The following is a 12981-nucleotide window of genomic DNA, read 5'->3' as shown; positions in this document are numbered from 1 at the left end:
TATGTTGCCGGGCCTCGCTACTATCGTTCCACGCTCCTATGTCAGCAAACGCGTGTATCTGGCGACGCCGGGCGTCGGTACATGGACCGTTCCGTACGACTGGCAACCGAATGGCAACAGGGTCGAGTGCATTGGCGGCGGCGGAGCCGGCGCTCGCGCCAGCAACTCGTATGGCGGCGGCGGTGGCGGTGGCGCATATTCCCGCGTCGATAATCTCAATCTATCCCCCGGCGCACTCATAGATTTCTCAGTGGGCGCAGGTGGGGTTGCTACTTCGTCAGGTAACATCGCCGGTTCGGGTGGCGATACTTGGTTCGGCGCTACCACGCTAGGAGCGTCTATGGTCGGTTCGAAGGGAGGTGTCGGCGGCGGCTCCTCCGGAGGTAGTGCCCAGGCTGGTCTAGGTGGCGATGCAGCCCTTGGCACGGGCACAGTCAAATACAGCGGCGGTGACGGCTCCGCCGGCGCAAATCCCTTTTCGGGTGCTGGCGGTGGTGCCGCCGGCCTGAACGGCGCAGGCAGTACCGGTGCGTCAGGCGTCGGAGGATCTGGTGATGCTGGCTATGGGGGGCTAGGAGGTGCGACAGGTGCATCTCCTGGGGCAGGTGGCAATGGCACCGAGTGGGATGCCACTCATGGTTCCGGCGGCGGAGCAGGGGGATACAACACGCCGGTCAACGCCGTCGGTGCAAATGGCGGTGTTTATGGCGGCGGCGGCGGTGGTTCTCGTTCAGGGGGAACCTTCGCAGGCGGCAACGGCGGCAGCGGCCTTATCGTCATCACATATCTAGGAATCGCATAATCCTCATTCATTTCGACAGCCCGTAGCCCTACTTCATGCACCGGGAGAAATTATCGGCGCATAACCCCCACATCGAGCCTTTCAATTTCGTGCTTTAGCGCGCTATTGAAAGGTCACCTATGTCGAGGAGGTGAAGTTGCAGCGTGGACCAAGAGTAACAATCGGTATGCCGATCTATAACGGCGGCGACATGTTCCGCGACTGTCTGGAGAATCTCAGAGTACAGTCGTTTCAGGATTTCAAAGTTCTCATCTTTGACAATGTTTCAACCGATGAAACACCCCAAATTGCACGAGAACTAGCCGAACGTGATCCCCGCTTTGAGTACCATTTAAATTCTGAGAATATTGGCTCTTGGCGAAATTTTGGCGCACTTCTTGAAGCGGCCCAAAGTGAGTATTTCATTTGGCGTGCTTATGACGATTATACCGACGCCAACTTTCTGGAAGAACTCGTTGCACTTCTAGACGAGCATCAGGATTTTGATCTTGCAGTTGGCCGGGTGACCAGTTTGCGTACCGGTCGCAAACAAACAACTAGACATACTGCAGCACCGAAGAACCTAGGCCGTGGCCTATGGGCGGGTTATCGCGCAGTAAAAGGCGCCCACGCCAGTTGGTTCTATGGACTGTGGCGGACTCAAGCCATCAAGATTGCTTGGCAAGAAGTCTTAAGATCGTATCCCCATTCCTGGGGCGGCGACTTTATGCTGATGTTTGACACACTTTTCCGTGGGCGGGTCGTTGGCTCGAATAAAACTTCTTTTTATCAGCGAATCATCCAGCGCGACTACAAGAGCCAGGATGACTACTTGAGTAATCGTATATCGACGCTTATTGCATATCGCCAGGATGCCCAGCGCTATTTTAACGAAAAGCGCCAGCGACTCGGTGGAGGCTGGGCAGAGCGCCAGATGTTTGACTATCTCGCGCACTGGTATATCGACCACCGCGTCTATTCGGCACGAAAATTACGGCGCATGAAAGCGAAGTTTAGATCGACTGTTGTATCCTAGACGACCTTAGTGATCTCGATCCTGACTTCATAGGTATTGTTAGCGTCTGTGAACCTGCAACCACGGTGGGGCGGAAACGTGCGAGCACGAAGTCGGTTGAACAGCTCTCTTGCTGTCGTCGGGGCATCGAGGTCGATCTGCGATTTCGGATCGAGTTCCCTCGCCCAGTGAAAACTGCCGAGTTCGAGGCTTTGCGGCACCGCAGGAATATCAAGCGCAAGGATGCGTTCGTAGTTGGCTTTGAATAGCTCCACTATAGATTCTTGGCCCTTTCGATAGAGTGAGCCACCTGTGTCTGACCAGCTGTAAGGTATCTCCCATTGAAAGGCGATAGCCCCAGCATCAATTTCAGAAACGACATGATGAATGGAAACGCCGTAAGGCTCGCCGGAAGCCAAGCTCCAGAAGTTCGGATTTTTACCGCGGCAATAAGGCAATAAGCTGGGATGAAAATTTAAGGTGACGGCCTGACCACAATTGAGCTCATCCTTGATGATGTATGGCCACCAAGCAAGAAGAAATATCTCCGCCTCAATATCACGCAACTTCGTCACAAAATTTTGTGAGTCAGGCTCCCTCCACTTCAAAATTTCAATGTCTTTGGCTGTTGACCGAACAAAATTAGAAATATCATTACCAGTATCGGCGACAACTACCGCAGATATATTTTTCTTAAAATTCGAAATAGCGAACTTTATGATTTCAAATCCTACCACGTCATCTGCAAATATAATTAAATTGTGATTTCTTTTGTATACCACCAGCTTAATCCCTAATTTCCTTATTTCAACGTACTCTGGAAAGCGATGCGCCGGAAAGGCGCTTACTTAACAATGCGTGATTAGAAACAATATTATCATGCTGGTGTCACGGCAATGCCAATTTTTGCGGGGGAAAGGCCTATCGCTTAACTACTTTCTAAAGATGGAAGGATCCCTGAAGTTGTCAAAGCTTTCCGCGCCCAGTGGCACGATTGAAGGCCGTGGGAATCCTCTTTTTCCGCTGCAACTGCCAGATCGAGATACCGAATCGAATTGCGAAATTGCGGACCAAAATGAAGTCTTTAGCCTGGATCAAATCATCGAAGACACGCTTGCAATCCCACACTCCAAGCGTGTCGTGGAGGACCATGTATCCGCCGACCCTCATCAGTTCCTTGGTCAGGAAGATGTCTTTGCGCAGACCATGATAGGTATGATCACCGTCAACAAAGGCGAAATCGATTTTGTTTTCGTACTTCAACAACCGCTGACGAACTTCTGGTGAATGGGAATCGGAAATAATCTCCTCGACGAGATCGCTGTTCAGGTCCTTTTTTATGCGAGCCCAATGTGGAAAGACAGGGTGCGTACCCACGTCAACCACGATGGTCTTATCAGTCGAATAATAATCCCGCAGGAATTTGGTCTGCCCGCCCGAAGCAATACCAATATCCATGCTATATTCGGCGGGCTTTATCTTAGTAGCCATGTAATGGACAAACGATCCAAATTCCTCGGGATCCTGCTGCAGGAAGAGGCCATTTTCGCGGAGAGGATAACCAAAGAATATTGCATCTGACGACCCCGCCTCTTCGACGGCTTGGATGATACTATCGCGACTACCTGCTGGCTTGGTCTTACGCATTGATTTTCCCCTCATATGCGAACGACGCTAGCGTGTCGTCGCTTTGAAAACAAGCTCGCCACAATTCATCCTGGGCTAGGTATGGAAGCATAGACATGTCCATGATATATCACTAAAAAAATGTAAGGATTTTCAGATATCGATGGCGCGAGTTACTGTAATATTCTTGTGGAGAAAAATTAACGACCCAAGGTATGCACACGCATTCTTTAGAAGTCTAAAGAATTATCCGGCCGGAGAAGTTTACGATTTGGTTATTGCCGCCAAAGGATACGGCTCTAGCGAGCCAGTTGTGTGCCAAAATATTCTGTCATCAATCCCCTCTTCCAATGTCAGAATTTTACGTTTCTCTGACCAGATACCTCCAACCGCCATCTTTCTAAAAATTGCATCTTCTTGCAGAACAGAGTTTGTTCTCCCGCTGATTTCATGGAGCCGAATTCTCGCTCCAAATTGGCTGTCTTATTATTTGTCGGCTTTCGACAGCTTGCCCGATTGTGGGATTGTTGGAGCGACAGGTGGATACGAATGCCTCAATGAAACTACACCGTTTCCCAATGTAGGCATTAGGTCTAACGCGTTTATGATTCGAACAGAGATCTTCAACTCGCTCGACACCGGTCCTCAGGAAACCTTATTTGACGGCAACAATTTTGAGGCTGGTCCTAATGGAATGACAAAGCAGATTGTTGCCAGAGGGCTGAAGCCCGTTATCGTCGATCGTTTCGGAGGGCGATGGTTGCCTGGGGATTGGCCAAAGAGCCAAACCTTCCGGCTTGCCGAACAAGAAGGGCTCCTGATCGCTGACAATCGCACGATCCAATATACCTGTGGCAGCTGGCGAAAACGGAAGCGCCTCGTAAAACGATGCTGGGGAGTCGATGCTCACGCGGCCCCTGGATCACCGCCACGCAAGCTCTTTGAATGGTTGAAATGGCACTACCCCAGAGGCGCGGTCGATGTCTTTCCGGATCTACGGGACAAGATAATCTCGCTTGCTTGCAAGGTAATGGGAAGAAAGCCTTACACATCCAAAAAGGCCTTCCCAGGCTAACTCTTGCTCAACAAATGAAATCGCCTTTGATGAACTGAACACAGGCTCCCCTCTGGGGAGCTTTCTTTTTGGAGCTCTCACATGAGCGAAACTCTCGCCCAAACCATCAAGCTCGTCTTTGGCTCCGAAGGCGGCTATGTGAACCATCCGCGCGATCCGGGCGGCGCCACCAAATATGGGATCACCGCGGCTACCCTGGGCGCCGCGCGCCGGCTCGGCCGCAAGGCGACACCGGATGAAGTCAAAGGCCTGACGCTGGCGGAGGCAGCCCGGATCCTGGACAGGCAATATGCACAGCCGCTGCGCTATCGGGAACTGCCGGCCGGCCTGGATTATGCCTTGTTCGATTACGCCGTGAATTCCGGCCCGGCCCAGGCCGTGAAGACGCTTCAGCGCCTTCTCGCCGTCGAGGCCGATGGCATTCTGGGCCTGAAGACGCTGGAGGCCATCCGCAAGCACGAGATAGCCGGCCTCATCGATAGTTTGCAGGACGCCCGCTTGCGGTTCCTGCGTGGCCTCAAAACCTGGCCGACCTTCGGCAAGGGCTGGAGCGCCCGTATCGCCCATGTTCGGGAGACTGCGCTGCACCTCGCCGGTGGCGTCGCCACGGCCATCCCTCAGCCGCCTGCCGGCCTGGAGACCGCCACTCCCGCAGATGCCAAGGTCTCCTCGACCATCACAGGCAAAGGCACCATCGTGGCGACGATCGGCACGGCCAGCGCCACCATCGGCGCGGCCAAGGACGCCTTGCAGCCGATCACCGGCAATGGCGGCGTGGTCGATATCGTCTTCGCCCTGCTGGTCGCAGGCGGCAGCGTCGCGGCGATCGCCGGCCTCGTCGTTATCGCCTATCGGCAGGCGAGGCATCGGGAGGCGTCGGCATGATCGCCGCCGCCCTCGCCCTCTTCCGCCTGATCCCGCCGCACCTGTTGCTGAGAGCGCTGGCAATCGTCGCCGCCTTGATGGCGCTCTGGCTTTTCATCCAAGACCGCGAGCAGGCTGCAACGCAGCGAGCCGCCGCCAACATCGAAAGGGCAAATCATGTGGCCAAGGAGCGTTTCGTCGAGGCCCGTGAGGCTGTCGACCGCTGCTACAGCGCTGGTGGCGATTGGGACCGCTTTGAGCGGGTGTGCAAGCGTGGCGCCCGTTGACCGCCCCTGCGGCGTGATCACCGACAGCCTGCGGGACGTTCAGGCCGTCTCCCGCGAGGGCAATCGCCGCCTGGCGATCCACTATGAGGGCGGCCGGGCGGCAGGGTGCTGGCCATGAGCGAAAGGGAAAGCTGGAGCGTGGACAAGAAGATCCCGCTCGCCTTGGTAATCGCCCTCTTCGTCCAGACCGGCGGCGTCGTCTGGTGGTCGAGCCAGCTCAACAGCCGCGTCACAGTCATCGAGGAACGCAACCTCAAGCTCGAGGTCGAGATCGGCAAGCTCAAGGACGGCAGTTCCGAGGTTCGCGAGCGCTTTGCAAGAGCCGAGACCACGATGCAGGCCTTCGTCGAAACCACACGCCGCATCGAGGCCAAGCTCGATCGCCTCATCGATGACAAACTACCATCGAGAACCATCAGTCCTCGCTGACCGATCAGCATTCTGCGGGAAGGCTTTTTGGGGTCTTCGATCCGTGAGTTTTCGGATAACTCAGCTCGCTGTCCGGCCACCTGATATGCCACCGAATGAAGCAGACGAACCATATAGGTGCGTGGCGTCCCGGAAGGGATTCGAACCCCTGACCTACGGTTTAGGAAACCGTTGCTCTATCCTGCTGAGCTACCGGGACAGCCTGGGCGCCACGAAAACCCGTTCGCACGGGAAAGGTCAAGTCCTTTCGGTAGCACCTGGTCTTGTTTGTGCTTGAATGAATGCCCGCAGCGGCATGCTCGCGCAGGAAGCAGCGAGAACCAAGCTCCTCATTCAATTCGGTGTCTTAGAAATTCCCGGTTACAGCCATAGCGTCCAGGACTGTCGCTCCGTTGATCGGGAAGGAAACGACTGCGGGCGATTGATAGTGGTCAGCACAAACCTGCTTTAGTGCGGCCAACAGATCCTGCGCCGCAATCTGCGCGTCTACGGCCGAATGAACATCCACCGTGCTCGGCACCAGAACTTCATCGCTCGTAGACGGCATCCACTTTCTCCAGCTTGGACTCGAGTTCTCTGGGCATCATGCTATCCCACGGCAGCGCCATTTACAACGCAGCGCAATCCCCGAGCCTTCCCAAAATCAACTCGCTCAAGCGAGTCAGTGGCGGGCGCGCCTCACGTTCAATCAGCGTGAGGAAATGGCTGCGCAAGGGCCGTTGTTTCCAGGCGAACAGGCGCTGATAGGCGGCTTCGTCGCTGGCAAGCCGCTTGAGATGCTCGGCCAAATCCTTCGGATCCGCGAAGCGTGATGCATCGATATAGCAATTGCTTCCCGGCACGAATTTCTCGACATTCGGCGCTCCGAAATAGACGGGCACCGATCCGGCCCAAAAAGCGTCGAAGAGTTTCTCGGTTACATAGTCGTTGCTGCGAGCGTTCTCGAAGGCAATGGTAAATCTATAAGCGCCGATCACATCCAACTTCGATTCCCGGCCCCTGTCGGTTGGAAGCCGCCTGTTGTTCAGGAACTTGCCGTAGGAATCGATCGCAATATAGCGGCTCAGTTCGTAGAGATAAGCGCGCCGGTCATTGCGGTCGACATCGCTCGAGATGAAGGACACCAGCGGCGCGTCTTCGGTCTTGGGCGGGGGCGGCCGGCGGAGCGCGCTCAGCATGTTAGCCACAGAACCGAACGGAATGGCGTAGGTGGTGGGAATGTCCGAATCCAGGCGATAAGTCATGGTCAAGTCGAAATGCTGCATGAATCGCGCATCGCGCATGACCGGATAATGGTCCTCGCATTCCAAAGAGCAGCCAACCCAGATCTGGCCAGGCCGCTTTTTCGGCTTGAGCTCCCAACTCCAGGGCCTGATGGCGGTTATCCGATCCTCTTTCCATTCGGGCAGGTGGCAGATGACGACATCCGCTTCAGCAAAGCGCGACCGGTCCGTGGTGATTTCTACGCCTTCGATCGTATCCTCCTGGCCAAGGGGATGCCCCCAATGGGCGTCGAAGATCAGAATCAGCATGGCGACTCGCTTCCTATGTCCGATCGGTTCGCCCAAATGGGTCGATTTGGATTTCGATCAGACCCTTCTCCGCCAGGGTGTCGATGCAGGCACCGACGTCCTCCGACGGAGCGGCAGGCAGATTGAATAATCCCTGCAAGGCCTCGGCGATGCTCTCTCTGTCATTCGCCGTTCCGCAAAGCGCCAGGATCGCCGTCGCAGCCGGGTTCAGATAGTGGATTTCCCGCCTGCCGCGGTCATAGACCGCACAACCATCCGGCAGCAGTGTCCGCTCGAGGCCGGCAACGGCGCGATAGCGGACAGAATCAGCGCTCGTCATTCGGCTCCCCAATGTATTATCCCCGACTCTATCTCTGTGCAGTCTTTAACCACGTTCCGGTGCCAGCGCCGCCAGAGCCGACCACCCGAAATCGAGCAGCGGCAAAGCATCTTCAATCAGGCCCGTGCAGGCGTCCACCAGTTGCGGGCTACGGATCAGGGTGTCCGGCAGGGGCCGCTTCACCACGATCGATTTCAGCTTAAGGGCCGCGACGAGATCGGCATCTTCGATGCCGGCGGCCTCGCGTGGCGGGCGCTTGAGGCTCCATTGCGGATCGAAGGCGAGCCCGGCTGCGGCGAGCTCTGCACTCATGGCACGGAAGCGCTCGGGGACGGCGATGATCGCCTGACGGAAGGCGGCAAGCTGCTTGGGCTCGAGGTCGTAGAAGCCGACAGCGGCAAAGCACCCCTCGGGGGAGATGTGGATATAGGTAAGGCCCGGGTCGTTCTTGGCGCCCGAGCGTGTCATCACGGCGCCGGCATGGGTCTTGTAGGGGCGCTTGTCCTTGGCGAAGCGCACATCGCGATGAATGCGGAAGAGTGCGCTCTTGGGCGTACCGCGCATCGGCAGCCCCTTGGCGATGCAGGCCGCGTTGACCGCCTCGATCAGGGCCGAAAAGGGCGCCAGCACGTGGCTGTCATAGAGATCGCGATTCTCCTGGAACCAGTCGCGGCTCATGTGGAATTTGAGCGCTTTGAAGAAGGGCAGCGCCTTCTCGCCGAAGCCGGTGAAAGAAGCGGGCATGGGCAATCCCTGGAATCCTGACATCACCCCTTCCTATCGTGGAAGGAATGATATTTCCAAGAGAGGAACACGCATCGCGACATGAAGGCCTGTCGCTGCCATGTCCGCGCTTCCTACCGATCAGCCCCGCCGGCGCCGCCGCTCCCGGCCGCCACCGCCCCCCTCGCCCTCACCACCGCCACGCTTGAAGGTGACGCCAAGCGCCGCCTCCAGATGCGGGAACGGATCGGATTTGTGCGGGATTGCCATGGCACCGACGAAATGGGCCTGGAAGGAAGGCTCGATCGCCGTTTCCACCTTCTCGATGCGCCGTACCACATCCTCAATCTCGGTGCGGGCCGAGGCATTGAGCAGGGCGATGCGTGCGCCGGTACCGGCGGCATTGCCGGCCGAGCCGACCTTGTCGAGCTCGCAATCGGGCACCAGGCCCAGGATCATGGCGTGCTTCACGTCGATATGGCTGCCGAATGCGCCCGCCAGCGTGATGCGGTCGACGGCGGTGACGCCGTAGCGGTCCATCAGGAGGCGCACACCGGCATAGAGCGCGGCCTTGCCGAGCTGAATGGCACGCACGTCGTTCTGGGTGATGGCGATGCGCGGCTCGCCCTCGCGGATGAGATATTTGAAGGTGCGCCCGTCTTCCTCGACGCGCGGAGAGCGGGCCGCCATGGCGCCGTCGACCACGCCGTCCGGCGTGATCAGGCCCGCCAGCAGCATCTCGGCGATCGCCTCGATGATGCCCGAACCGCAGATGCCGGTGACACCGGTGCGAACCACCGCCTTGTCGAAGCCCGGCTCATCCGACCACAGGTCGGAGCCGATCACCTTGTAGCGCGGCTCCAGCGTGACGGGATCAATGCGTACGCGCTCGATGGCGCCGGGGGCGGCTCGCTGGCCCGAAGAAATCTGGCCGCCTTCGAAGGCGGGGCCGGTGGGCGAGGAGCAGGCGAGCAGGCGCTCGCGATTGCCCAGCACGATCTCGGCATTGGTACCGACATCGACCACCAGCGACACTTCCGGCCTGAGATAAGGCCCTTCCGAGAGCACCACGCCGGCCGTGTCAGCGCCGACATGGCCGGCGATGCAGGGCAGCACATAGACATAGGCTCCGCTAGAGAGCGGCAGGTTGAGATGGGCCGCCCGCGTCTGATAGGCGCCGTCGATGGTGAGCGCGAAGGGCGCGCCGCCGAGTTCGGTTGGATCGAGGCCGAGGAAGAGATGATGCATGATCGGGTTGGCGACCACGGTCATCTCCAGAATGTCGTTGGAGCTGAGGCCGACCTCCTTGGTGACGGACACGGCAAGCTCGGCAATGGCCTCGCGCACCGCCGTGGTGAGTTCGATATCGCCGCCCGGATTCATCATCACATAGGAGACGCGGCTCATCACATCCTCGCCGAAGCGGATCTGCGGGTTCATGATGCCGGAGGACGCCAGCACCTCGCCGCTGGCGAGATCGCACAGATGCGCGGCGATGGTCGTGGAGCCGATGTCGACGGCAAGGCCCACTCCCTGCTCGTGCAGGCCGGGCCAGATGCCGACGATCTCGCGCTTGTGCCTGATGGCCACCGTCACCGACCACTGGCCCTGGCGCAGCGACCATTGCAGCAAGCGCAGCGACTCCAAGGGCGCCGTGATGTCCTTGAGGCCCCATTGCTGTTCCAGCGCCTCCTGCAGGCGGCGGAAATCGCTGGAAGGCTCGTGCATGTCGGGCTCGCGCACCTCGACATAATGCAGCGCCACTACCGGTTCGATGGCGATGTTGCGGATCGCAGCACTCTTGCGTACCACCTGACGGTGGACCTGGCTATCGGGCGGCACATCGATGACGACGTCGCTGCACAATTTGGCCTGGCAGCCGAGGCGCCGGCCCTCGGCGAGCGGCCCCCGCTTGGAGACGTAGCGCTCCTCCACCGCGTTCCATTCGGTGACATGGTCAGGCGCCGAGACGATGCCGAGCTTGGGGAACTTACCGTCACCGACCTCGACCTGGCAGCGCCCGCAAATGCCGCGTCCGCCGCAGACCGAATCGAGGTCGACGCCGAGCTTGCGCGCCGCCTCGAGGACAGAAGTGCCTTCGGGAAAACGGCCACGCTTGCCGGAGGGAGCGAAGAAGACGAGCGGATTGGTCATCGGCGGGGCCTTGGAACAAGCTCCCCTCTCCCGGTTCGGGAGAGGGGGTGGGGTGAGGGTTTATCCATAACCCTTTAAGTATTCGTCTTTGCCAGAGCCGCAAGCGAAAGGGCTGGAGGCCTTGGCCAGGATATTCGGGATACCTCCCTCACCCCAAACCACTCCCGCTCGGGAGAAGGGGTGCGCGCCTTATGCCCGCGCGCGGCGACGCTCGCGGCGGCCGGCACCGGCGCCCTCGGCGGCTTCCGGCTGCGGCTCGCGGAACTTCTTGATCCAGCTCATGCAGTTGGGATCATGGCCCATCACCACGTCGGCGCCGAGAATGGCCTGAATGTCCTCCAGGTGGAGGGGATTCATGATCGCCGACGTCATGCCGGCGCCGATCATCATCGGCAGGAAGGAGGCATTGAGGCCGCGGCGGTTCGGCAGGCCGAAGGAGAAGTTGGAGGCGCCGCAGGTGGTGTTAACCTTCAGTTCGGTCTGCAGACGGCGCAGGAGGTGCATCAGCTTGCGGCCGGCATCGTTGATAGCGCCAACCGGCATCACCAGCGGGTCGACCACGATGTCCTCACGCGGGATGCCGTAGTCGGCGGCGCGCTCGACGATCTTCTTGGCAACTTCATAGCGCACATCGGGATCTTCAGAGATACCGGTTTCGTCGTTCGAAATGGCGACGACGGCAGCATTGTATTTCTTCACCAGCGGCAGCACGCGCTCGAGGCGCTCTTCCTCGCCGGTGACGGAATTGACCAAGGGCTTGCCCTTGTAGACGGAAAGGCCGGCCTCCAGCGCTTCCACGATGGATGAGTCGATCGAGAGCGGCACCGGCACGGTGTCCTGCACCAGCTTGACGCATTCGGCCAGGATCTTGGGCTCGTCGGCGAGCGGGATGCCGGCATTCACGTCCAGCATCTGGGCACCGGCCTCGACCTGGGCGATCGCGTCGGAGACGACACGCGAATAGTCGCCGGCCGCCATCTCCGCGGCGAGCAGCTTACGGCCCGTCGGGTTGATGCGTTCGCCGATCATGACGAAGCGCTTGTCGAAGCCCAGCACGACCTTTTGCTTTTCCGAAGTAATAACCGTTTCGGTCATGGTCTTTCCGTTCCGCCTTGGAGAGAAGTCACCTGCTAATTAAGGTCGCAACCGAGCCAGCCGCTAGCCTGCAAACGACAGGATTTGGCGGCCCTGACGAGGCTGATGGCGGCTATGCGATAGGCCGATTGGCAACGGGCTTCAGTGCTTGCCGTGCGGGCGGCCGAAATCGGGAGCAGCCGTCTCCTGCCCCTGGTCGATGATCGAGCGGCGCACCGCCCTGGTGCGGGTGAAAAGATCGAACAATTTGTCGCCCTCTCCCCAGCGGATCGCCCGCTGCAGATAGGCCAGATCCTCCGAGAAGCGGCCGAGCACTTCCAGCACGGCCTTCTTGTTGTTGAGGAAGACATCGCGCCACATGGTGGGGTCTGAGGCGGCGATGCGCGTGAAGTCGCGGAAGCCGCCGGCGGAAAACTTGATCACCTCCGACTGAGTCACCGTCTCCAGATCGTCGGCGGTGCCCACGATGTTGTAGGCAATGAGATGCGGGACATGGCTGGTAACGGCGAGCACGAGGTCGTGATGCTCCGGTGTCATGCGCTCCACCTTGGAGCCGAGCCTCTCCCAGAAGGCGCGATAGCGCGCCAGCGCCTCGGCGTCGATGTTCTCGGCCGGTGTGAAGATGCACCAGCGGTTCTCGAACAATTCGGCAAAACCGGCATCAGGCCCCGAATGCTCGGTGCCGGCCACGGGATGAGCCGGGATAAAGTGCACGCCCGATGGGAGGAAAGGCGACATCTGCGCCACCACGGCGCCCTTGACCGAGCCGGAGTCGGATATGACGGCGCCTGGCTTGAGATGCGGAGCGATGATCTCGGTCACCACGCCGAAGGCGCCCGAGGGCACGCAGAGAATGACGCAATCGGCGTCCGTGACGGCAGCGCCGAAATCCGTGGTGGCGACATCGGCGATACCGAGTTCCTCGACGCGGCCGATCACCTTTTGAGAAAGGTCTGCCGCCACCAATGTCCGGGAAAGCCCGTAGCTGCGGGCCGCCCGCAGGATGGAGGAGCCGATCAGGCCGATTCCGATCACGCAGAGCCGGTCGAAGAGAAAAGGAGCGTCAGACATGGGAACCCTG

Annotated in this window: 16 protein-coding genes and 1 tRNA gene; 7 read left to right on the top strand and 10 right to left on the bottom strand. The window is 59.0% G+C overall.

The window, feature by feature from the left end; all coding sequences use genetic code 11:
* The first annotated feature begins 1 nt into the window (after position 1).
* Complete coding sequence (locus C5L14_RS30980; RefSeq protein WP_428832642.1) at positions 2 to 802, top strand: glycine-rich domain-containing protein; 801 nt, start codon at positions 2 to 4, stop codon at positions 800 to 802.
* 136 nt (positions 803 to 938) lie between these two features.
* Positions 939 to 1817: a glycosyltransferase family 2 protein gene (locus tag C5L14_RS21060; protein ID WP_146126983.1), complete on the top strand. Its 879-nt coding sequence runs from the start codon at positions 939 to 941 to the stop codon at positions 1815 to 1817.
* On the opposite strand, the gene C5L14_RS21055 is transcribed toward C5L14_RS21060, so the two are convergent.
* On the bottom strand, positions 1814 to 2578 hold the full coding sequence (locus C5L14_RS21055; RefSeq protein WP_181161272.1) for a formyltransferase family protein: 765 nt from the start codon (positions 2576 to 2578) through the stop codon (positions 1814 to 1816). The two genes, C5L14_RS21060 and C5L14_RS21055, sit on opposite strands and share 4 nt — an antisense overlap.
* Before the next feature lie 184 nt (positions 2579 to 2762).
* A complete protein-coding gene (locus tag C5L14_RS21050; protein WP_181161271.1) occupies positions 2763 to 3443 on the bottom strand; it encodes a class I SAM-dependent methyltransferase in 681 nt (226 codons plus the stop codon).
* A gap of 142 nt (positions 3444 to 3585) precedes the next feature.
* Between C5L14_RS21050 and C5L14_RS30040 the strand changes: the two genes are divergently transcribed.
* The 5 genes from C5L14_RS30040 to C5L14_RS21035 all read left to right on the top strand — a co-directional run bounded on the left by C5L14_RS30040 (position 3586) and on the right by C5L14_RS21035 (position 6077).
* Positions 3586 to 4497 (top strand): hypothetical protein, encoded by a 912-nt coding sequence (locus C5L14_RS30040; RefSeq protein WP_146126981.1) that lies wholly within the window; start codon positions 3586 to 3588, stop codon positions 4495 to 4497.
* Positions 4498 to 4578: 81 nt separating this feature from the next.
* Entirely contained in the window at positions 4579 to 5382 is an 804-nt protein-coding gene (locus C5L14_RS21045; protein WP_210203275.1) for a glycoside hydrolase family 108 protein, read from the top strand.
* Positions 5379 to 5648: a hypothetical protein gene (locus tag C5L14_RS21040; protein WP_105864037.1), complete on the top strand. Its 270-nt coding sequence runs from the start codon at positions 5379 to 5381 to the stop codon at positions 5646 to 5648. Before C5L14_RS21045 ends, C5L14_RS21040 begins: the two co-directional genes overlap by 4 nt.
* The gene (locus C5L14_RS30850) at positions 5635 to 5766 is read left to right on the top strand and encodes a hypothetical protein (protein WP_280870981.1); all 132 of its coding nucleotides are present in this window, start codon (positions 5635 to 5637) and stop codon (positions 5764 to 5766) included. Before C5L14_RS21040 ends, C5L14_RS30850 begins: the two co-directional genes overlap by 14 nt.
* A complete protein-coding gene (locus C5L14_RS21035) occupies positions 5763 to 6077 on the top strand; it encodes a hypothetical protein (protein ID WP_105864036.1) in 315 nt (104 codons plus the stop codon). The genes C5L14_RS30850 and C5L14_RS21035 overlap by 4 nt, the downstream gene beginning before the upstream one ends.
* 122 nt (positions 6078 to 6199) lie before the next feature.
* On the opposite strand, the gene C5L14_RS21030 is transcribed toward C5L14_RS21035, so the two are convergent.
* From C5L14_RS21030 to C5L14_RS20995, 8 genes are all read right to left on the bottom strand, one after another.
* Positions 6200 to 6276 (bottom strand) — tRNA-Arg (locus tag C5L14_RS21030).
* A gap of 147 nt (positions 6277 to 6423) precedes the next feature.
* Positions 6424 to 6624: a hypothetical protein gene (locus C5L14_RS21025; RefSeq protein WP_105864035.1), complete on the bottom strand. Its 201-nt coding sequence runs from the start codon at positions 6622 to 6624 to the stop codon at positions 6424 to 6426.
* Positions 6625 to 6685: 61 nt separating this feature from the next.
* Positions 6686 to 7609 carry a glycosyltransferase family 10 domain-containing protein gene (locus tag C5L14_RS21020; RefSeq protein WP_105864034.1) on the bottom strand — a complete coding sequence of 308 codons (924 nt, stop codon included), beginning with the start codon at positions 7607 to 7609 and terminating at the stop codon, positions 6686 to 6688.
* Between the two features lie 13 nt (positions 7610 to 7622).
* Complete coding sequence (locus C5L14_RS21015) at positions 7623 to 7928, bottom strand: PqqD family protein (protein ID WP_105864033.1); 306 nt, start codon at positions 7926 to 7928, stop codon at positions 7623 to 7625.
* Positions 7929 to 7973: 45 nt separating this feature from the next.
* On the bottom strand, positions 7974 to 8672 hold the full coding sequence (locus tag C5L14_RS21010; RefSeq protein ID WP_181161270.1) for a TIGR02453 family protein: 699 nt from the start codon (positions 8670 to 8672) through the stop codon (positions 7974 to 7976).
* Positions 8673 to 8792: 120 nt separating this feature from the next.
* Entirely contained in the window at positions 8793 to 10805 is a 2013-nt protein-coding gene (locus tag C5L14_RS21005) for an ASKHA domain-containing protein (protein WP_105864031.1), read from the bottom strand.
* Between the two features lie 189 nt (positions 10806 to 10994).
* Positions 10995 to 11900 (bottom strand): methyltetrahydrofolate cobalamin methyltransferase, encoded by a 906-nt coding sequence (locus C5L14_RS21000; RefSeq protein ID WP_105864030.1) that lies wholly within the window; start codon positions 11898 to 11900, stop codon positions 10995 to 10997.
* Between the two features lie 141 nt (positions 11901 to 12041).
* Positions 12042 to 12971, bottom strand: coding sequence for a prephenate/arogenate dehydrogenase family protein (locus C5L14_RS20995; RefSeq protein WP_105864029.1), 930 nt, complete (start codon positions 12969 to 12971; stop codon positions 12042 to 12044).
* Between the last annotated feature and the right edge of the window lie 10 nt (positions 12972 to 12981).

It is taken from the genome of Labrys okinawensis (genome assembly GCF_002982075.1).
Classification (GTDB): Bacteria; Pseudomonadota; Alphaproteobacteria; order Rhizobiales; family Labraceae; genus Labrys; species Labrys okinawensis_A.
This window is presented reverse-complemented; position numbering and strand designations above follow the sequence as displayed.

What these genes read in the sequence shown, in the direction of transcription:
- C5L14_RS30980 (WP_428832642.1), top strand. Translation starts at nt 2, where the DNA reads ATGTTGCCGGGCCTCGCTACTATCGTTCCACGCTCCTATGTCAGCAAA.
- C5L14_RS21050 (WP_181161271.1), bottom strand. Translation starts at nt 3,443, where the DNA reads ATGCGTAAGACCAAGCCAGCAGGTAGTCGCGATAGTATCATCCAAGCC.
- C5L14_RS30040 (WP_146126981.1), top strand. Translation starts at nt 3,586, where the DNA reads ATGGCGCGAGTTACTGTAATATTCTTGTGGAGAAAAATTAACGACCCA.
- C5L14_RS21045 (WP_210203275.1), top strand. Translation starts at nt 4,579, where the DNA reads ATGAGCGAAACTCTCGCCCAAACCATCAAGCTCGTCTTTGGCTCCGAA.
- C5L14_RS21040 (WP_105864037.1), top strand. Translation starts at nt 5,379, where the DNA reads ATGATCGCCGCCGCCCTCGCCCTCTTCCGCCTGATCCCGCCGCACCTG.
- C5L14_RS21035 (WP_105864036.1), top strand. Translation starts at nt 5,763, where the DNA reads ATGAGCGAAAGGGAAAGCTGGAGCGTGGACAAGAAGATCCCGCTCGCC.
- C5L14_RS21025 (WP_105864035.1), bottom strand. Translation starts at nt 6,624, where the DNA reads ATGCCGTCTACGAGCGATGAAGTTCTGGTGCCGAGCACGGTGGATGTT.
- C5L14_RS21020 (WP_105864034.1), bottom strand. Translation starts at nt 7,609, where the DNA reads ATGCTGATTCTGATCTTCGACGCCCATTGGGGGCATCCCCTTGGCCAG.
- C5L14_RS21015 (WP_105864033.1), bottom strand. Translation starts at nt 7,928, where the DNA reads ATGACGAGCGCTGATTCTGTCCGCTATCGCGCCGTTGCCGGCCTCGAG.
- C5L14_RS21010 (WP_181161270.1), bottom strand. Translation starts at nt 8,672, where the DNA reads ATGCCCGCTTCTTTCACCGGCTTCGGCGAGAAGGCGCTGCCCTTCTTC.
- C5L14_RS21005 (WP_105864031.1), bottom strand. Translation starts at nt 10,805, where the DNA reads ATGACCAATCCGCTCGTCTTCTTCGCTCCCTCCGGCAAGCGTGGCCGT.
- C5L14_RS21000 (WP_105864030.1), bottom strand. Translation starts at nt 11,900, where the DNA reads ATGACCGAAACGGTTATTACTTCGGAAAAGCAAAAGGTCGTGCTGGGC.
- C5L14_RS20995 (WP_105864029.1), bottom strand. Translation starts at nt 12,971, where the DNA reads ATGTCTGACGCTCCTTTTCTCTTCGACCGGCTCTGCGTGATCGGAATC.